Raw genomic sequence first — 18,037 nt, 5'->3', positions numbered from 1 at the left:
ATTTTCATGAATTGCCGCGTATGTCATAAGAATGCAAAACATTACCGTCTGCTCGTTCAGACAGGTATACGAGGTGATGAACGATAGTAGCACCACGTCTCTGCGCGTTGCTCCTGAAACAAAATAGCAGTATCCGCTAATCCCATATGACCTGATAGGCACATTGATGAACTTAGTGCTTTTCTGGCAACATTCTAACCAACGTATTACTCCGCATTAATAGAGTGATAAAATATTGCTGCCGCCGCGTGTAAACCAATAATGAAGTAGCCCGTATTGGCAATAAGTTCATGAATTTCTTTTAAGTTATTCTGCATAATACTATTTTCTCCTCCGCGATCGGTATCGCGGAGGAGAAAATTAACATTCGACATGGCCATAATGCAGAGACAAAACACCAAGTCATGGCAAGCTGTTAAACAAAAGATACAAAATACCATGAACGGTTTTTAAAGCTGCAATTTGCCAGTGTGGTGCGGTTGGAGTGATATCAGGATCTTTATTTGTCAATTTTAGTATTGTGCGAATTAGCATTAAAATCAGGACACTGACACCTAGTGTATAATGAATGCTCTTCATGGATTCACGAGGATTACTGCCCTTATGGCAAATCCTTTTAATTTCATTACTGCATAAGTGAGTACAAGCAAAATAAAAATGACCCAATGGAATAAAATTTGGCCAGGTGCAAACTTTCTGTTCATGGCTCGCCCTCTGAATGTTGATACTTTAATTTATCCCTATTAAATTAAGTAAACATTAGAGGATTTAAAATCCCCCTTTTAATCGTCAGATATTCCTTATAAAACGCTGCACAGTTCTGTTCTCAGCCAATAAAAGAACCAAATAACATACCAACACCCGATGACACACCCATTGCAAGCGCACTCCAGAAGGTAATACGGATAACGCCTGAACGTATTGGTGCTCCACCCGCTTTCGCCGCAATCCCCCCCAAAATAGCCAAAGAAACCAATGCGGATAGCGCAATAGCTGGAATGGCCCAGCTAGCCGAAGAGATTACCGCTACCAGTAATGGCAATATCGCCCCCGCAGAGAAACTCGCTGCAGAAGCCCACGCTGCCTGTAAGGGTCGGGCAGTAGTGATTTCTGATATCCCCAATTCATCACGCGCATGTGCACCTAACGCATCATGATTCATCAATTTTTCAGCCACTTGTCTGGCTAGTGCCACATTAAGGCCCCGATGAATATAAATCGAAGTCAGCTCCCGAAATTCACCTTGAAAATCAGCATCAAGCTCTGCTTGCTCTTCAGCCAAGGCGGCCTTTTCAGTATCTGATTGAGAAGACACTGAGACATACTCTCCCGTTGCCATCGACATAGCGCCAGCAACCAGACCTGCAATACCAGTCAAAAGAATACTTTGATGTGTTGCATTGGCAGACGCAACCCCCAATAACAAACTTGCAGTAGAGACGATCCCATCGTTAGCACCGAGAACTGCAGCCCGGAGCCAGCCTATCTTTTCTATACTATGCCGTTCTCTGTGCATTGCGGCGATCCCTTTACCAAAGTGAAATTTCAGAGTTTATCAACTCGCTTTAGTATGCCCTGATGGCGACCTTAATTTTAGACTGTGATCCACACTACTGGGGCAAAGAGTACACAAGAAGGCATTACGCCGTCCGCCCCCTCGCCGGTAACAACGGCAAAGGGAACCCCCGGAAAGAGGCGGAACGATATTTGTAAGATTTTACTCTCAGCGTTCTTTTAGAACGCTCACCCGGATTCAAGCAATGAGGCAAAAGTTCCCATTGTTATTCCTGCGTATTAATTTGGCAATTCCTCTCACCTTTTCAATTAATTTCCACCACAGTTAGAGAGCGTGGATTAATTTAAAATAGTGATGGAGTGACGCCACCTGATTGGATAATGAATGGTGGCGTTTAGTCTATTTTAATAAATAATTATCATAAAGAATTCTGATAGTGGAATCCCAGCTTGCTTTTGACAATAGCAGAGGGTTGAGAAATGACACTAGATTTAAGTGTCTTTTTACCTTTTTCTTTCAGATAGCGCGCTAATTCTCTTACCGCCGCCGTTCCTGCCCCTCGAACGCTACCCTCTTCATGCGGTTTTAATACATATTGTGGATGAGTTATAGAAACACTAATGTAGCTATCCTCGCCATTCTCATCATTTCTTGATGCTAATACACTGATTATTTTTCCCTTTAGTTTAACCACTACAAATTGATAATCGGCAGAGTTGTCATGCAAAAGATCAGCTAACATATGGCTGGTAATTTTGGCGGCATAAATGGTTCTATCTCTATCAGTTAAAGGTGATCTTGTTTCATCTGATTCATATTTCATCTGATTATAGAATTTAAACCAATCGTTAATAACCTCGGCCACTTCTTCGGTTAAATTCGTCTCGACATGCTGATCTCCTCCGGGAATCACGGTAATTTCAAAATATAGACCTTCAGGCTGAACCCACTGATTATTGTCTCTAATTAATGGTGTCGGGAGTTCTTGAGGGTGAATATAACTCTCTAAAGGTAAAATATAATCGCCTAGTGGTAGGCTTTGTGCGGCTAGAGGTGAGACTGTAGTCTCTCGACTTTCATTATTTATATTTTCACTGTTGATACCTTCACTGTGCATAAAATAACGTGCGTAATTTAATTGTGCATAATCGAAAGCCTCCTGCAGCATTGCTATTAATGGTTCGATTCCCAGAGTAGAAATTGCCCGTTGAACACCTTCAACTAACCGATTTTCCGTCTCCTGGTCAGATCCGGCATAGCCCGTAGTCCCATATTCATTAATTTGCTGTATAACATGGACCAAATTTGCGGTGGTCCAATCAATAATATTTTCACCAAAAAGCAATGTAAAATCTGCCAGCAGATTCGATAATGTGGAGCCACAGCGAATGCCTGTCTGCCTTGGATAACGGGCAGATAGAATCTCTTCAATGGAAGTTTTACAGGCTTTTGCCACCGCTGGCAGAGTAAGTGCCTGATGATGTAACTGCATATTAAGACTGGCTAATTGTAACATTGATTGACGGGGATTATCTGCTGGTAAGTTGGGGGGCTGCTCTGGCGCAAGTAATGGCGTGACTGAATCGGTCAAAACCCATGTTTTCCCTTCCCCATCTGAGTGAGAAAACTCGTTGATTCCCACCAGTCTATCGAGCTGGTTGCAGCGCCCTTGAACCACATAATTATAAATTGCCAGCAGAGGGTTACCTAAACAGCCAATAATACCTAAAGCGCCTCGTTTATCACGGTGGGGGGGCTTGTTGATGGCGATGATCGCTCTATTCAGTATTAACGGGTTGATGCTCTGAAGAGCAGGATCTTGGCCATCTTCCGGTATGCCATTGCTGATGTATAAGTTTGCTAAGTCATCAGGTGATAATTGGGTATTGAACCAAAATGGGATATTGAGTTGTTTCGTTCCTTTAGCTTCAAGATATTGAAATTGTAAACCATGATCATTAAATTTTAAAAGAAAGGATAGGTTATCTGTATCATCGCTTAACCTCATGTTAATAGGATTCTTACTTCCTTCACCATAAAAAAACAAATCTCTACCCACGATTATAATTTTTGGTTGGTTAACACTCTGTATACCAAAACTGCTTTTTTTATTAACTTCGAGATTTAATAATAAAATTTTATTGACATCTTCTGTTTTTGGATAATATTCTTTTATTATTTTTTTTAATTCTATTTTACTTTCTTCTATAATAACGCAGTTTTTCGTGCAAATAGCCTGCGCTTCAAATACCTTCATCGCGCTAATTTGACCTGCCATACCGATTTTTTCTAGTCGCGCTAAATCAATAGATTCCGTAACATTATAGTAAGGGGCATTAAAATTATCATTTTTATAAATTTCGGCTTGCATTCCTTTAGGTATTTTTATTGAAGATATCTTATCATTCAGATGTTTATTATCAGTATTGTAAAGATCTATCATTTCAGATGTATTTAGGCAGAAATGTTCACCTTGGAAATTATCATTAGTATAAAAACAAATGGGTGTTGACGTTTTTTTTTGAGGTTGTGTTGATGCTTCTATATCCGCCTCATATATAATATCTTGAGGTTTCACATTGCTAGAATATATTGATGTTATAATGAAAAATAATAATAACTTATTATTCATGCTGGCTCCATTATTTTATATTGATGAAATAGTGGTTATCCTTGCAGCTATGTAGTTAAAACAAAATACAAGGATGAATTTTAATAAAACTTGAGGGTCATGATAACAAACCAATAGTGAATCTGTTGGTGAGTAGATCGTTTTTTTATTAATTCATGATCCTATTCTTGATAGGGCCATTTAAGTGATGTTTTAGACTATATCCATTCCCGTGCCTTCCCGTTAATTATTTTATATGATTCTGGTAGTGTATTTCGGTGATATAAAACTTATTGGTTAATCAATTATTGATGAAAGAAATTTTTGGTTATGTATCGCCTGATTTTATTACTATAATAATTTAGCGATATCTAGGATGACCACCTAGATATTATCCAAGAGAAAACTGACGCTAAGTTGGCCATTCCCCTTTCAATACGATATGAGGCGCTGAATATATCCTTGCGTGACATGGTGGCTCGCTGCAGGGATTACGCAATAAACCAGTACTTGGTGCATTACTTCCGAGCGACATCCATGGCAGGACGTGGTGCTCAGGTCACTGGTAATACTTTGACGACAATTTTAGCAAAGCAAGGGATAAAGCCAATATCAGTTGGGGATCAGGAACACCTGCAACATTTCACAAGCCGCGCTCTCTTTTTGAACGGCTGTACAGCGCGCAAGGGATTAATACCCAGTTGCTGTGGGCCACAAATCACAGAAACAGACCGATCGTTACCATGATGACAGAGGCAAAGACGGGATCACTATTGCAGTCTGATGAACGTTGTTTTATGGGGATTTTGATAATGTTTTGATAAAACTTGCAACCTTTACAATAAACAACGGGAGCATCAAGCTCCCGTTCATATTTAGCTGACTGTCAATATCACATGTGTTTAATGATAGCGTTGCCAAACTCTGAGCATTTCAGCAGCTTAGCGCCTTCCATCAAACGTTCGAAGTCATAAGTCACTGTCTTGGCCTGAATCGCGCCTTCAGTGCCTTTAATGATTAAATCAGCGGCTTCAGTCCAGCCCATATGACGCAGCAGTAGACATACCAAAAGTCGGTAACCACATGATTCATAGATGGTTATCGGCTTTTTTTATTCGCTCAACACAATTAAAAGTGGCGCTTATAACCGATTGATTATTAAGTGAAGAAAGATAGTTTTGCAGAAGGACTTTTCAACCGCGATAGAACTCCCCACTGTATATGCAAACAGTCACAGGGCGAAGTGGAAACATGATAGTTGAACTGGTTTACCATAAGCGAAATGTGGAAGAGATACCGGGTGCTAATGGTCTGATCCTGGCTGAACTAACCAAGCGAATACATCGTGTATTCCCTAAGGCAGAAGTTAAGGTTAAGCCAATGCAGGCGAACGGTATCAATACCAATGCCAACAAAGGTGATAAAGCCATCCTTAACCGCCTGCTTGAAGAAATGTTTGATGAAGCCGATCAGTGGCTGGTTTCAGAACTTTGAATTTTTAGTCCGGGCAATTCAGCCCGGATTCGTTATATACATTCTGCCTATTCTGATCCCTCGATTTCACCCACCGGCTGATGTGATCTCCTCCCTGAAAACAGCGCCAGTCTAAATAGCTGTTCCAAATAGTAGATCACTCGAAAGGAATTCAGTCCGATTTAAGCGATCTGATCAATCGCTGAATATCCCAAACCACCAACCGGACTGAGTTATACCGATCATAGCATCGATACCCCGCGACGAAAGACGCCTGATACAGAAAACTATTCATCAAACACGCGACAAAGATCATGCCCGCAGACTGACCGCTATGTTGATGCTTCATCGTGGTGACAAAGTCAGCGACGTTGCAAAAACGCTTTGCTGCGTGCGTTCATCATTGGGGCGCTGGATTAACTGGTTCACGGTTTATGGTATTTGAGGTCTGAAATCATTGCCCTCAGGGCGCGGACGACGCTGGCCGTTTGAGCATATTTGCGCATTGTTGCGTCAGTTGATTAAACACTCGCCGGGAGATTTTGGTTATCAGCGATTTCGCTGGAGTACTGAACTGTTAGCACTAAAAATCAATGAGATAACAGGCTGTCATCTACATGCTTCAACGGTACGCCGCTGGCTTCCCTCTGCCGGGCTGGTCTGGCGGAGAGCGGCACCCACGCTGCGTATTCGCGACCCGCATAAAGAAGAGAAAATGGCCGCCATCGCAGAAGCGCTTGCAGGATGTACGCCGAAAATCCCGTATTTTACGAGGATGAGGTGAATATCCATCTCAACCAAAAATCGGTGCCGACTGGCAACGGCGGGCCAGCAAAAACGCGTTGTCACGCCGGGGCAAAATGAAAAATATTATCTGACCGGTGCGTGGCACGGGAAAAGTCAGCTACATCGGTTGTTGCAGTAAAAAATCGGGTTTATTTATCAGCCTGTTAAAGTATCTTAAAAGTACCTATAGGCGGGCAAAAACTATCACACTGATCGTAGATAACTACATTATCCATAAAAGCCGTGAAACGCTGAGATGGTTGAAGAAGCCAAAATTTATTGTTATTTATCAAACAGTCTACTCGCCGCGGGTCAACCACATAGAGCGATTATGGCAAGCATTACATGACACGATAACCAGAAATCACAGTTGTCGTTCGATGTGGCAATTACTGAACAAAGTGCGCCACTTTATGAAAATGGTAAGCCCATTCCCTGGTGGGAAACATGGTCAGGCAAAAGTGTAGCGGTATTAGGAACAGTTATTCAGGCATGCAAAATGCCGCTTTCACATATGAAAATTTCAATTATTTTTGGAGGGCTTACAATTAAGCTAATGTAACTATATAATGTAATTGAATTTATCTAAAAATAAGTCAAGGATCAGACGATATGGATGCATATGAGGAGTTTGAAGAACGCCACCCGTGGGCTACTGGATATGGTGATAGCGCGCAAAGAGAATCTAACCGGCTAAATAACATCATTGCAAATAAGCAGAATGAGCTTCTTCAGACAATGAACAACGTTGCCAATAAGTATATAAAATGGAGTTTAGCCAAAGATAAATTTATCTCCGAGGTAATAGCATATTCCTCTGATATTATAGCGAAGACTAATACTGGTGAGTTTTCATTACCTGAAGCTGTTTCTGCATTGGATAATGAAATTGCGTCATTAAAAGAACAAGATAGAATATTAACAAGCAACAGAATAAAACAAGCTATAATTTTAAAGAGAGAGGTTATAGAAGAATTCAATAAGAACAAAATAAAAGAAAATAAGAAAATAGTAATCGCTGCTATAGGTTTTGTATCTGGCGGTTTACAAACTGTGGCTGGCCTTGGACTAATTGAAACTGGTCCAGCTGGCGGGTTGATGCTAGCTCATGGTTTTAATAACACTATTGAGAATGGTTATTATCTTCTTTATCGTGAGGATTATGTCGGCCCGGTGAGATTTGTGTATCGTGGCCTAGCAAAACAACTTCTCAATATAGATGAATCTGGTGCAGACGTACTTTACTCCACTGTAGATATATCAGTTTCATTAAATAGCCTATTCGGATATAGACTTGAACCAGACCTACAGAGATTATTTAGATATATAGATGCAGACCTTATCACTGGTTTAACTAAGAAAGGGATAAGACTAATGACTGCTGGCGATATTTTTTTAGAGATAGTGGGCGATTACAATACTGCATACGGCCAATATCTATCATACAAGGGTTAAATAAATGGATTTTTTATATATTACCTTATCAACAGCAGTATTGTTTATTTTATATCCAATAATTAAAAAACTTGCCAATTCCAACGATAATTACAGTCAATTTGCAGCTATTGCTGTGGCGTCAATATCGCCATTATTCCACTTTTACGTTTCGAATTTCGATGTTATTCCTATTTTTAAAATAGATATAAGTAACAACGAATTCCTTCAGTACACATCTCTAGTTTTTGGTTATTTAAGTGCTGCACCATATATTATTGCAAGAAGAAAAATCGGCGTTTAATTAGTTACTGGGAAAGTTATCCACTACAAATCATAAATTTCCCAGTCCGCTATTTAGTAAACTCGTTCATCCCAAATACTATAGCCACTTGTCCCTGCAATATGATGGTTCCAGGTTATGCTTTTATAACGTAAAGAAATTGTTTCCTGAGGTTCTGAACCTGTATGAGTCACACTATGTGGATGAAATACAGCTAGATCTGAGATGGTTGCATCAGTAATAGAAATACTGTAGTACAGTTCTTGAGCCCCCGATTGGCTAGTACGATAACAATCAAAAGTCGCAGTTAATAATTCATTATCTGAGATGGCAACCGCAAGTAACGGTGACGATTTATCAATAGGTTTTTTATTGTGATAGGATGGTGGCTTGCATTTTGTTCCCTTGTCATTGAATGCGAAAGACTGTATATGAATATTTTATCTAGATGGCTTTCCTGTCCCTTATTACCTATCGAATCGACGCTTGAACAACCAGCAGAAATCAGCCCTTGTTTATTACCACTCAAGGTTAAATAAATTGAGTTAGCCATGTATATCCCTAATTTTATAGTTAATATCCTGTCTGAATATTAACTTTTTATATGGCAGGGTTACAAGTATTAAAGCTCTCACCGTATCTCCATGTAAATCCAGATATGCTTCCCGTTTATTTGTAGCGAATGTTGTAAGAGAGAATTAACTGGACTCTGTCGGTACTTGTGAAAGCACACCCATTTTAGTTTCGCACACTTTTTGAGACTTCCAGTTTTTCAGCCATCAACAGGTATTCTTCCGGTGTCTGGTTATTCAGGGATTCATGAGGCAGCTCGTTGTTGTATTCATTCAGCCAGCGCACTGTGATCTCCCGTGCCTCATTCAGTGTTTTGAACAGATAAAAATCCAGTGTCTGTCCGGTACGTCCGGTTAAACCTTTCGATAAACGCATTCTGCGTCGGCTTAATAAATTCCAGCATCACGCCATGGTCTTCAGCACACTGCGCCAGCATCAGTGATATCAGATCCGGGCCGTTATCCATCCGCATTTTCAGTGGATATCCGCGGTTTGCCACGATCCTGTTCAGCACACGTACGACCCTTAGTACCGGGATATTAAGGTCAATTTCTATGACCAGAGCCTCGCGGGTAAATTCTGGGCAAATGGCGGTGAGTTGGGTGTGAACAGTGATCAATCAGAAAAATCATCATCCCTGCTCCGCTGCAGGAATATACTTATAAATTGTCTTAGGTGACACTTCCAGAACCAACGCCACCTGATGCAACGTTGCCCCTTGAGCAAACATTCGTCTAGCACGCGCAATAACCTCATCGGTCATAATACGACGCCGCCCTCCTATCCGCCCTTCCGCTCTCGCAGCAGCCAGCCCGGCACAGGTACGCTCGACAATTAACTCTCTTTCCATTTCCGCCAGCGCACTCATAACATGAAAAAAGAAGCGCCCCATCGCCGTTCCTGTATCAATACTGTCCGTAAGGCTACGAAAGTGAATACCCCGACTCTTTAAATCTTCCACCAGTGTAATAAGGTGCCTGACACTGCGCCCAAGGCGATCCAGCTTCCAGACAACCAGACTGTCACCGGTAGATAGATGGCGCATGGCTTTTTTCAATCCCGGTCGGTCGGTGGATTTTCCGCTGATTTTATCCTCAAAAATCAGGTCGCATTTTGCACTAACTAAGGCATTACGTTGCAATTCGGTGTTTTGGTCATTTGTTGATACCCGGATATAGCCGATCAGCATGTTGATTTCCCCGAAAAAATAATCGGAGTGTGTCACAGCAAGGCTGGTGACTAAAGAAAGTGTTGCCGCCGGTGATCTCGCAAACCTTGGTTTGGGCGAAGTCATTGCCGCCGCTGCTGATGCCCTGAAGAAAAGCGCCAACCTTTCTGATGTTACTAATGCCTCAAAGTCCCTATCAAATATTGGTGGGTTTGCATCTAAAGGAGATCTTGGGACAATTAATTTAAATGCGCTGGGTGATAGGGCAACCTCTGCGGGTGTGTGGTACCAACCCACCGACATATTGGCAACCTCGGCGGCGAATTATCCGATTCAATCATCTGGAACACTGCTTGTCACGCAATCAGCTTATGGATGCCAGCAAGAGTATACAGCCTACTCTGGTCGTAAATTTGTTCGTGGATTATCTAGTGCATGGACTGGATCAGGGCCATGGGCATCATGGGTTGAGTTTTACGGGCCCAATAACAAACCAACCTCCAATGACATTGGTTCTCTTGCTAAAATCAGTAATCTCTCTGATGTTACAAATCCATCTTTGTCCCTGACAAATATTGGTGGTCTTGCCAAAATCAGTAATCTCTCGGATATTGCAAATCCATCTTTGGCGCTGTCAAATCTTAGTGGATTCCCTATTAAAGGGTCTTTGGGTACTTCAGATTTAAATGGTTTTGGTAATATTACGTCAAGCGTGGGTGTTTGGTATCAATCCGTCGATTCTCAAGCAACTCCTGGTAGGCACTACCCGGCAAATACAAGTGGAACACTGCTTGTCACGCAATCAGCTTATGGATGCCAGCAAGAGTATACGACGTACTCAGGACTGAAGTTTGTCCGTGGTCTGACCGCTGAGTGGAATGGGGCGGGCCCATGGTCAGAATGGAAACAAATCTCAGCACAACAGCCGAAAACAGTAACCACCAGAGATTATATTCGCATACCTGATGTTCCTGGTGGATTGATCATTCAATGGTTTGCTGGCCCATCCTCTACTGGTGAGAGCACCATGGGTCCACTCTCGTTCCCTATAGCATTCCCAACTGCTTGCGTGTTCTCCAGCGTGTCCACTCTGGGGAATGGTACGGGGTCATGCGACCAAATGTTTCAAGTGACATCAACCAACTTAAATTCTATTACCCTATTCTCACAAGTATTTGGTTCTGGGTCAGTTCCTGGAACAGCTAATCCACTTGTTTTTGCTATCGGATATTGAGGGAAATGCAATGGTATATTACAGCGCTAATTTAAATGGATTCATACCTGCAGCATGGAAAGATGATGGTACATATAACAAGAAAACCTGGCCAAGTGATGCTGTTTTACTTTCTGATGAGGAATCTAATGAATACTGGAAAACTACTCCACCAGATAGGAAGACCATAGGGTCATTAAATGGACGGCCAGTATGGGTTGATATACCACCGCCTTCACCTGAAGAATTGATATATCGCGCTGTCCAGAAAAAAAAGGCATTAAGGGAGGCGGCTGATTCTGAAATTGCCTGGCGGCAGGATGCTGTTGATATGGGAGATGCGACAGAAAAAGAAAAGGCTGACCTCACAGAGTGGAGAAAATATCGAGTTTTGCTGATGCGTGTTGACGTTTCAACTGCGCCAAATATCGAGTGGCCACTAAAGCCTGAGTGATTTTTTATAGGCCACGAACGATGCGGCCTATAAAGATTTAACGAAATTCTGGCGGCCACACCGGCACCACGTAGCCATTATTCACCGCTTCCGTCAGTAGCCAGCGGGATTTATCCAGCCCGGCAATCACTGGCAACTCAATCAGCGGCCAGCTCGCCAGCGTCGGCCACTGTTTGAACGCTAAACGAGTGGCGATTAGCTCGCTGCGCTGCTCTTCCGTCAGCGGTACGTCGTCAATAGAATAATCACTGACCATCATGGGATCGGTGGCTTGAATGAAAGCATCGCGATAGCGGCGAGCACGGGCGGCCAATTCATCATCGGTAGGGACATAAACGGGAATATCCTCCCAAACTGGCTGGCCTTGCTTTCCGGCTATTCTGGTTTTACCGGCTGGCGAAGCACAGGCAAAAAACGTCTGATAAGTCTCGTCCGTTATTTTAACGGCATCCTCCGGCCAACTTTGCGCAGCCTGATATTCCGTTTTTAACGATTCTGGATAAGCGGCATTATTCGCTGGGCTGTAGAAATAATTCATTTAAACCTCACTTAATAACCAATAACGCGCCACATAACTCTTTGCGCTGTAGGGATGTTTTCCCCGCTTTTCTTGCTCAGTGGGATCGCTGCCCATGTTCTTGCTAACATATCCGCAGCGAGCGTTTTTCCTATTATCGAAATATCGGTGATGCCGTGGAGTGTCACACTCATATTTAAAACTTTATTGGGGAACGCTATTGGGAAAAAAGCGTCAGCATAAAAAAACTGGTCATTTGATCTGGAAAAGGATGATTCTCCCCATTGTTCAATTAAACCATCGGGTCGCTTCATCCAGCCTGTTGAGGTCATTGAGCTGGTAAAACTCCACATATCCGGTATCTGATTAATCCCAGTGCCGACATCTCGCTTAGCCGCTTCTTTTAAACCAAGGTTTGCGAGAGTTTGTGCGACAGCTGCTTGCCCCGCTGCTTTTATCTCGGACAGGTTGTTGGCTGTTTTTAAAAAGCCACCATCAGTGATTATTTTTGAAATGGCTGTAGCGAGCTGATTAAACTTTGTGGTGTCAGGCGTCACCCCGCCAGCCGCCAGTACATTGATTAACTCTCGTTGTATGGTATTAAACCATTCGGCCGGCAGTATCGTGGGAGACACTCCGCCCGCCACATTACCGTCCGTAAACTCACCGTGACTGTCTGCTCGGGTATTCGGTATATCGCCAATTTTTTGCATAGAAAATCCTCGCTAATGAAAGCGCTAAGTTATTTTTATTCAATGAGTTAGTTTATATAGCCAAACCTGAGAATGGCGTGAGAAGGGTTAAGGGCATTAAGCCTGCACTCCAGCTGTTTATTACCCCACGTTCGCAGCGGATCGCCGCTGTAAGTCAGGCCGCATTGGGCTGTATTAACCGTGGTTTCCGGGGCAGTAATCAGCCAGGTAAACGGCCAGTCCTCGCCGTTAATAGCATCGCCGCACACTGACATGCCCGCACAGGCCTGCCGGTACTGGGTGATTTCAATGGTATAACCCAGCGCCTGAGCTACCCGGATAAAATAAGCCGCCGATTGGCCACCTGAACCGAACAATTTAGACACCACGGCGCGCTGGCGTTGGATAAGGCTGTCAATCTCACCAATAGCACATAAATCGGGCAGACCCAGCGTGGATTCCCATTCCGGCAGTAACGCTGTAGCAGTGGCAGGGAATGCTGCAATTAACAGATCCTGCGCCTCTTCATCACTGCGCTGATAGGCGGCAGCCAACGCTCTGAGCACCGCCGTTTGTGCTCCATCCGGTCGCCGTGGCCACGCCAGCCCCGTGGGCATGAGAGCCTGCAAAGCCTGCGTATATTCATTAACGGAGAATCGGCTCATGTGTAGGTTACCCTCCCCCTCACCGGCAGTTCGCCGATCGCCAGTTGGGTATTGGTCGAGGGAGACGTAAGGACAAACCCACTGGTACCCGGCACATCGCCAATTGCCAGCAGCAAGGATGACCAGTAAATTTTCCCGCCAGGCTCTCCTTCCTCGAAAAAGACCTCATCGATGGCCGCGTTGATAGCCTCAACCGTGGCACTGCCCGCCCCCGCTATCCCCGCAATAACAAAATCAATCGGCTTTTTTGTCGGTGCGCAGGCGTAAACCAGTGCAATAATCGGTTGCAGGGGATAGATAGCATCAGCCACGCGCAGCTGGTCGCCGGTCGCTTTTATGGCTCCCCATTGCTCCCGTTGCGATATGCCATCGGAGCCTTGCGGGAAACCCCCGTTATCATTCCCGTCGCACATAAAATAAATGCCCACGCTCCCCGCGCCCATTAAGCGCCGCGCCACCCAGCATCGGGTGACGCCTGGCACCGCCAGCGCCCATAATCGGTAGTCGTTATCATTACCGCCCTGAGGGGTATTCTGGTAGGCCAGCAACATGCGGGAACGAAAAGCATCTTCACTCTCAATGTCTGCCCCACCCGCTATTTTCACCGTCGCTATCGCCGCAGAAGGGATGCCCTCTACGGCAACGTCGAGTGTCAGCAGCGTCCCTGCATCCGCATTGCCTGCCACCCCGCCACCGGTAACATCATCCAATGGGCTGGACAAAATAGCCGTTACACTGCCGGTACCCGTTCCTGCCGGGGCTATCGTTACATCACTATCGAGGATGTATTGATAACCATCAGCCCGATTCAGCACCGCACCGGCAGCAATAGTCCGGCCTGCCGTTCCGGTGAATAAGACGGAAGGGCAAGTTGCGGGATTGGCTGGCTTTTGAAACACATCTTTCAGCGCGGCCCAGCCAGCCAGGTATTCGTCAGTGGCATGAAATGGCGTGGCCTGCAGGGCGATATAATCAAGATAACCGTAATGCAAATGAGCTAGACCGGCATCAGCATCACTGATCACGCCCAGGTTAGAGAAGCGCAGTAAACTGCCGGTGGTTTTTAACTCAGACTGGATATAGGACTTATTGCGCTGGCGTAATTCCGTTAATGTCGGTCGATTGAATGGCATGAATTATTGCTCCCATACCCATGAGAATTTAACCGCAGTCTGGGTTTTACCCGGCTGCTGGTAACGGATGATCAGATTTAAGCGGTTGGGATAGATGATTTGGGCGGCGACGTTGATGCTGCTGACAACCTGATCCGAAATCAGCCACGCCAGCGCTTCACGGGCGTAATCCTCTGCCTTGATGGCAACCTGGGTGGTCAGTTTCTGGCGGCGTAACAACCACAGGCGGGAGCCGATGGCCTGCTCGGTATCGGTATCTCCCCACCAACCGCGCCGATCGGCATCGTCCAGCACATCATCAGCGCGGGCCTGCCGGTCAGTAAACAGGCTGATAAGAATGGCGGTTTTCAGGTCATCGCCGTCAGCCAGCCCAAGCCCCGCGGATTGCGACCAGTCGCCGATGGATTCGTTAACATTCCAGAGGGTGGTAATATCTGTCATTTCACCCCCGATCCGGGCGGCTCACTGGTGATGGTGGCACTGCCCCCTTGCACATTTTTAACCGGATGCTTATGGCTGTTATAGGCCTCACGCAGCGTTTTCAGGGTGGCCGAATTGCTTTCGCAGTGATCAATAATATCGCCGGTGACTTTCAATATTGGCGTTTTCATCAGCACGCTGTCGGTCGCATTAATGGTGACTTCGGTAGCGTTATTGACCGTTACCGGCTGGTTGTTAGCCTCAATAATAATCCCCGCCTCTGTCAGCTTGATAAACTGCCCCCACTGAGAATAAATCACCGTTTCCCCCGCAACTAAGCCGGTATGGCGATAGGCTTGATGGTTAGAGGCAATGATCACAGCGCTCGAACGGTCACCGCCAAGAAAACCAATGACCACATCAGAACCAACGGGAAGTGCAGAAGAAAAACCGAACTCCGCCATGCGAGGCGTGTTGCCACGGACTTCCAGCGGGGTCTGGTATTGCACGGTTTGGGCGCTGCCGGCATCGCTGGAAGCCGTCACCCGCCCCACCCCAAGCATCATCTTGACTTGCCGGTATAATCGGGAAAGTTGCCCTGAATCATTCATCAGTGAGCTATCTCCATCAGGTTGCTATAGAACTGGTAAGGCTGAACGGTGAACGCGGCTGGCGGCATCAAGACCATCTGCGCCGTGGTACCGTAATCGTCTTTTAGATAGGTCACTTCGGCCAATAACCACAGTTCATCCTTTAAACCAAAAACTGGTACATCAATCGGGATCAGGGTGTTGGGTTCCCACAGTTTGCCGTCCTTGTCCCGCCAGCTATCCACGGTAACCAACAGTTCTTTTGAACGTCCGTAACGGCGGTTCATTTCCCAATCAATGCACCGCTGTGCCAGTTGAGCCGCCTTCATGGTACTTTCGACAATAATAATGCGATTGCGATAACGCATCCGGGCTGCCTCTGGGTCACGGCTTCTTGCCAGGGTCACCGAACCGTATCCCGCATCCTGAACCTGTTCCTGCAACTGGCTGACTGACATGGAAACGCCGATATAGTCAGAGAAGCGCTCATCTATACCGGAGTTAAAGGCGGCTTTTTCGATATTGGTCCCCTGCGCCACGCCGCTGGCGGCTTTACGGGTACCGACGCGGGTCAGGTATAAACTGCCGTCTGGCAGGTCGTAGTACAGCAACGCCGCCCAGCGGGTAATGCGGTCGATGACTTCCTGAGACGATTCACCCCAGTTCAGGGTAAATTGCGGCACAATGTCCAAATCGGTGACATCGGTCGCTACCGATACCCCATAGGGCGCGGCCAGTTTCTGGGCTATCTGCAATGCCGTGGATTGACTGATCACGTTATTGGGCCATTCAGCGGAGCAATCGACCAAATCCTGGCATTTGCTGCGACCGGTGGCTCGGACTTCATGACGCGTTTTGCTGATCATCGGTGCCCAGCGGTCGATATAGCCGGTCACCACCACATCCTGACCCAGCATCACCACACAGGGATCGCCCGGATTAACCCATTGCTGGTTATCACTTCCGGGATAAAGATCCATCAACGACAAATCGAAATCACTGGGCAGCCGCTCGATGCTGCGGGTCACCCGCACCTGATCCCAGCCTGAAATTAACTTGCCGCCGATTCTCAATGTCAGTTCGTCATTCATGAGCTTAACGCCTTAAATCGGGTGGGCATAAAGGCCGGATGGACGGGATTAGCCATACTGACTAGACCGTCGCTACGGGACGCATCCTGATACAGTCGGTTGGCAATATTCAATGCAGGCAGGGAGCGATTAAAACGCTGTATTTCCAGACGGGATAAGTTGGCCCCGGCCTGTTGTAGCAAGGTCACGATGGACTGGCGCATATCGTTCAGTGAGCGGTATTCATCATCATGACCCCTATCGGCAGCGGCCAGCGCGGCATGATCAACCACATCACACACGCGAGCCAGTAGCGCACTGGCCTCATCATAACTTTCAGGCTGAAACTGCGACGCGGCATAAACCATTGACCCGGCACAGAGTACGACCATCATGTGATTGGCTGCCTGGGCTATACGGGTATCACTGCTGTTGGCATAAAATACATCGTCATTATTCTCTGATGACAGAGTTTCCATTATCCGGATCAAATCCAGGGCACTCACGGCATCCGTCATAATGGCGCTGACCAATCGCTCAGCGGCAATGGCATAGTCCTCAACCGAGGCCGCGTTGATGAATGCAGCGCTGGCTTGTGTGATAGTGGCTCGGCCCGTTACCGTCAGCGCCAGACGCTGGGAGACCAGCCCGGAGAAATCGGCAGCATCCGGTTGCTGAACACGATTACCGGTTGCACCATTGGCACTACCCCCAACGCTACCGAAATTAAAGCGGCCATAACGGGTACTGCCAAAGGTTGAACGCAGCGTGTTCCCCAGATTGGTCGCTTCATTGACCGTGCTATTGACCATCTTCACCCAAAATTGGGCCGTGTTTTTCAGGGTTTTTATCGTTTGATTAACCGCACGAATTTCCCCTTTTACCGTGGCAATAAATCCAGTAGCGGTTTTGCTGGCCAGCCCGAACCATGATGTGCTGACAGAGGAAACCGCATCAGCCGAACTGGTGATGGCAAAAACGCGCAACCCCGTTTCAATGATGGTTAACGTGAATTCGAAAACCCGCCCACATTCAGCCCCTTCGTTAATCCTGAGACCGCTTTCCGTTATGCTGACGGTCATTTCGCCCAAAGTAGGATGCACCAGCGTGGCGGGTCCTGCTTCTTCACAGGCGGCAATCAGGGAGTCACGCTGGGTCATCACATCCGGCGCGTTATAAAGCTGGCTGCTTTGCACCAGAAACCCCCGGATGGTCATACGGCGGGTAGCCCGCCCCATATCTTCCGACCAGGCGGTGTCCCGGTAGGGGTATTCATGCATCGCCTGCCGACGCCCAAAAACGCCCTCGCCCGTGACCACCGCAAAAGGAACCCCGCGAAATGAGGCCGGATGCAGGTGATCCTGCCACGTCCAGCTATCACCACTGGTACCCAATAAACTCGATAATGCATTTCCAATTATGGACATGCTTGCCCCCAG

The 18,037-nt window shown here is 46.0% G+C and carries 16 protein-coding genes and 5 pseudogenes; 7 read left to right on the top strand and 14 right to left on the bottom strand.

What is annotated here, in order from left to right:
- Positions 1 to 826 precede the first annotated feature (826 nt).
- Complete coding sequence (locus PL78_RS03640; protein WP_064513193.1) at positions 827 to 1,516, bottom strand: VIT1/CCC1 transporter family protein; 690 nt, start codon at positions 1,514 to 1,516, stop codon at positions 827 to 829.
- A 418-nt stretch (positions 1,517 to 1,934) separates the two neighbouring features.
- Positions 1,935 to 4,148 (bottom strand): peptidase inhibitor family I36 protein, encoded by a 2,214-nt coding sequence (locus PL78_RS03635; RefSeq protein ID WP_064513191.1) that lies wholly within the window; start codon positions 4,146 to 4,148, stop codon positions 1,935 to 1,937.
- 354 nt (positions 4,149 to 4,502) lie between these two features.
- Here PL78_RS03635 and PL78_RS20735 point away from each other — a divergent pair.
- Positions 4,503 to 4,911 (top strand): annotated as a pseudogene (locus tag PL78_RS20735) (tyrosine-type recombinase/integrase); the annotation flags it as partial.
- Positions 4,912 to 5,019: 108 nt separating this feature from the next.
- Here PL78_RS20735 and PL78_RS19440 read toward each other — a convergent pair.
- Positions 5,020 to 5,187 (bottom strand): annotated as a pseudogene (locus tag PL78_RS19440) (NADP-dependent isocitrate dehydrogenase); the annotation flags it as partial.
- Positions 5,188 to 5,378: 191 nt separating this feature from the next.
- On the opposite strand from PL78_RS19440, the gene PL78_RS03630 reads away from it, so the two are divergent.
- From PL78_RS03630 to PL78_RS03620, 4 genes and pseudogenes are all read left to right on the top strand, one after another.
- Positions 5,379 to 5,621: a DinI-like family protein gene (locus PL78_RS03630; protein ID WP_049596384.1), complete on the top strand. Its 243-nt coding sequence runs from the start codon at positions 5,379 to 5,381 to the stop codon at positions 5,619 to 5,621.
- A 214-nt stretch (positions 5,622 to 5,835) separates the two neighbouring features.
- A pseudogene (locus tag PL78_RS19435) lies at positions 5,836 to 6,853 on the top strand (IS630 family transposase).
- A 145-nt stretch (positions 6,854 to 6,998) separates the two neighbouring features.
- Positions 6,999 to 7,841 carry a DUF4225 domain-containing protein gene (locus PL78_RS03625; protein ID WP_064513190.1) on the top strand — a complete coding sequence of 281 codons (843 nt, stop codon included), beginning with the start codon at positions 6,999 to 7,001 and terminating at the stop codon, positions 7,839 to 7,841.
- A 4-nt stretch (positions 7,842 to 7,845) separates the two neighbouring features.
- Positions 7,846 to 8,124 carry a hypothetical protein gene (locus tag PL78_RS03620; protein WP_064513189.1) on the top strand — a complete coding sequence of 93 codons (279 nt, stop codon included), beginning with the start codon at positions 7,846 to 7,848 and terminating at the stop codon, positions 8,122 to 8,124.
- A 53-nt stretch (positions 8,125 to 8,177) separates the two neighbouring features.
- Here PL78_RS03620 and PL78_RS19430 read toward each other — a convergent pair.
- From PL78_RS19430 to PL78_RS03610, 3 genes and pseudogenes are all read right to left on the bottom strand, one after another.
- Positions 8,178 to 8,656 (bottom strand): annotated as a pseudogene (locus tag PL78_RS19430) (Hcp family type VI secretion system effector).
- A 185-nt stretch (positions 8,657 to 8,841) separates the two neighbouring features.
- Positions 8,842 to 9,265: pseudogene (locus tag PL78_RS03615) on the bottom strand (integrase core domain-containing protein); the annotation flags it as partial.
- A 42-nt stretch (positions 9,266 to 9,307) separates the two neighbouring features.
- Positions 9,308 to 9,865, bottom strand: coding sequence for a recombinase family protein (locus PL78_RS03610; RefSeq protein WP_064513188.1), 558 nt, complete (start codon positions 9,863 to 9,865; stop codon positions 9,308 to 9,310).
- Positions 9,866 to 9,911: 46 nt separating this feature from the next.
- Between PL78_RS03610 and PL78_RS20730 the strand changes: the two genes are divergently transcribed.
- Positions 9,912 to 11,078 (top strand): pyocin knob domain-containing protein, encoded by a 1,167-nt coding sequence (locus tag PL78_RS20730; protein ID WP_064513187.1) that lies wholly within the window; start codon positions 9,912 to 9,914, stop codon positions 11,076 to 11,078.
- A gap of 10 nt (positions 11,079 to 11,088) precedes the next feature.
- Positions 11,089 to 11,511, top strand: a complete 423-nt coding sequence (locus PL78_RS03600) for a tail fiber assembly protein (RefSeq protein ID WP_064513186.1) — start codon at positions 11,089 to 11,091, stop codon at positions 11,509 to 11,511.
- Between the two features lie 37 nt (positions 11,512 to 11,548).
- Here the strand turns inward: PL78_RS03600 and PL78_RS03595 are convergent, their stop codons facing one another.
- From PL78_RS03595 to PL78_RS03560, 8 genes are read right to left on the bottom strand one after another with little or no spacing between them, the layout of a single operon-like run.
- Positions 11,549 to 12,049 (bottom strand): tail fiber assembly protein, encoded by a 501-nt coding sequence (locus PL78_RS03595; protein WP_064513184.1) that lies wholly within the window; start codon positions 12,047 to 12,049, stop codon positions 11,549 to 11,551.
- 11 nt (positions 12,050 to 12,060) lie between these two features.
- Positions 12,061 to 12,741 carry a gp53-like domain-containing protein gene (locus PL78_RS21040; RefSeq protein WP_064513182.1) on the bottom strand — a complete coding sequence of 227 codons (681 nt, stop codon included), beginning with the start codon at positions 12,739 to 12,741 and terminating at the stop codon, positions 12,061 to 12,063.
- 47 nt (positions 12,742 to 12,788) lie between these two features.
- A complete protein-coding gene (locus PL78_RS03585) occupies positions 12,789 to 13,385 on the bottom strand; it encodes a YmfQ family protein (RefSeq protein ID WP_064513181.1) in 597 nt (198 codons plus the stop codon).
- Positions 13,382 to 14,518, bottom strand: a complete 1,137-nt coding sequence (locus tag PL78_RS03580) for a baseplate J/gp47 family protein (RefSeq protein WP_064513179.1) — start codon at positions 14,516 to 14,518, stop codon at positions 13,382 to 13,384. Before PL78_RS03580 ends, PL78_RS03585 begins: the two co-directional genes overlap by 4 nt.
- A 3-nt stretch (positions 14,519 to 14,521) precedes the next feature.
- Complete coding sequence (locus PL78_RS03575) at positions 14,522 to 14,959, bottom strand: phage GP46 family protein (protein WP_038251476.1); 438 nt, start codon at positions 14,957 to 14,959, stop codon at positions 14,522 to 14,524.
- Complete coding sequence (locus tag PL78_RS03570) at positions 14,956 to 15,549, bottom strand: phage baseplate assembly protein domain-containing protein (RefSeq protein ID WP_064513178.1); 594 nt, start codon at positions 15,547 to 15,549, stop codon at positions 14,956 to 14,958. The genes PL78_RS03575 and PL78_RS03570 overlap by 4 nt, the downstream gene beginning before the upstream one ends.
- Positions 15,549 to 16,619, bottom strand: coding sequence for a phage baseplate assembly protein (locus tag PL78_RS03565; RefSeq protein WP_064513176.1), 1,071 nt, complete (start codon positions 16,617 to 16,619; stop codon positions 15,549 to 15,551). Before PL78_RS03565 ends, PL78_RS03570 begins: the two co-directional genes overlap by 1 nt.
- On the bottom strand, positions 16,616 to 18,025 hold the full coding sequence (locus tag PL78_RS03560; RefSeq protein ID WP_064518230.1) for a DNA circularization protein: 1,410 nt from the start codon (positions 18,023 to 18,025) through the stop codon (positions 16,616 to 16,618). The genes PL78_RS03565 and PL78_RS03560 overlap by 4 nt, the downstream gene beginning before the upstream one ends.
- Between the last annotated feature and the right edge of the window lie 12 nt (positions 18,026 to 18,037).

It is taken from the genome of Yersinia entomophaga, assembly GCF_001656035.1.
Classification (GTDB): Bacteria; Pseudomonadota; Gammaproteobacteria; order Enterobacterales; family Enterobacteriaceae; genus Yersinia; species Yersinia entomophaga.
Note: the sequence above shows the minus strand (reverse complement) of the source record. Positions and strands in the feature narration are given on the sequence as shown.

Excerpts from the sequence above, each read along its gene's own strand:
- PL78_RS03570 (WP_064513178.1), bottom strand. The coding sequence starts at position 15,549 with ATGAATGATTCAGGGCAACTTTCCCGATTATACCGGCAAGTCAAGATG.
- PL78_RS21040 (WP_064513182.1), bottom strand. The coding sequence starts at position 12,741 with ATGCAAAAAATTGGCGATATACCGAATACCCGAGCAGACAGTCACGGT.
- PL78_RS03575 (WP_038251476.1), bottom strand. The coding sequence starts at position 14,959 with ATGACAGATATTACCACCCTCTGGAATGTTAACGAATCCATCGGCGAC.
- PL78_RS03565 (WP_064513176.1), bottom strand. The coding sequence starts at position 16,619 with ATGAATGACGAACTGACATTGAGAATCGGCGGCAAGTTAATTTCAGGC.
- PL78_RS03620 (WP_064513189.1), top strand. The coding sequence starts at position 7,846 with ATGGATTTTTTATATATTACCTTATCAACAGCAGTATTGTTTATTTTA.
- PL78_RS03610 (WP_064513188.1), bottom strand. The coding sequence starts at position 9,865 with ATGCTGATCGGCTATATCCGGGTATCAACAAATGACCAAAACACCGAA.
- PL78_RS03595 (WP_064513184.1), bottom strand. The coding sequence starts at position 12,049 with ATGAATTATTTCTACAGCCCAGCGAATAATGCCGCTTATCCAGAATCG.
- PL78_RS03630 (WP_049596384.1), top strand. The coding sequence starts at position 5,379 with ATGATAGTTGAACTGGTTTACCATAAGCGAAATGTGGAAGAGATACCG.
- PL78_RS03600 (WP_064513186.1), top strand. The coding sequence starts at position 11,089 with ATGGTATATTACAGCGCTAATTTAAATGGATTCATACCTGCAGCATGG.
- PL78_RS03580 (WP_064513179.1), bottom strand. The coding sequence starts at position 14,518 with ATGCCATTCAATCGACCGACATTAACGGAATTACGCCAGCGCAATAAG.
- PL78_RS03640 (WP_064513193.1), bottom strand. The coding sequence starts at position 1,516 with ATGCACAGAGAACGGCATAGTATAGAAAAGATAGGCTGGCTCCGGGCT.
- PL78_RS03585 (WP_064513181.1), bottom strand. The coding sequence starts at position 13,385 with ATGAGCCGATTCTCCGTTAATGAATATACGCAGGCTTTGCAGGCTCTC.
- PL78_RS03635 (WP_064513191.1), bottom strand. The coding sequence starts at position 4,148 with ATGAATAATAAGTTATTATTATTTTTCATTATAACATCAATATATTCT.
- PL78_RS03625 (WP_064513190.1), top strand. The coding sequence starts at position 6,999 with ATGGATGCATATGAGGAGTTTGAAGAACGCCACCCGTGGGCTACTGGA.
- PL78_RS03560 (WP_064518230.1), bottom strand. The coding sequence starts at position 18,025 with ATGTCCATAATTGGAAATGCATTATCGAGTTTATTGGGTACCAGTGGT.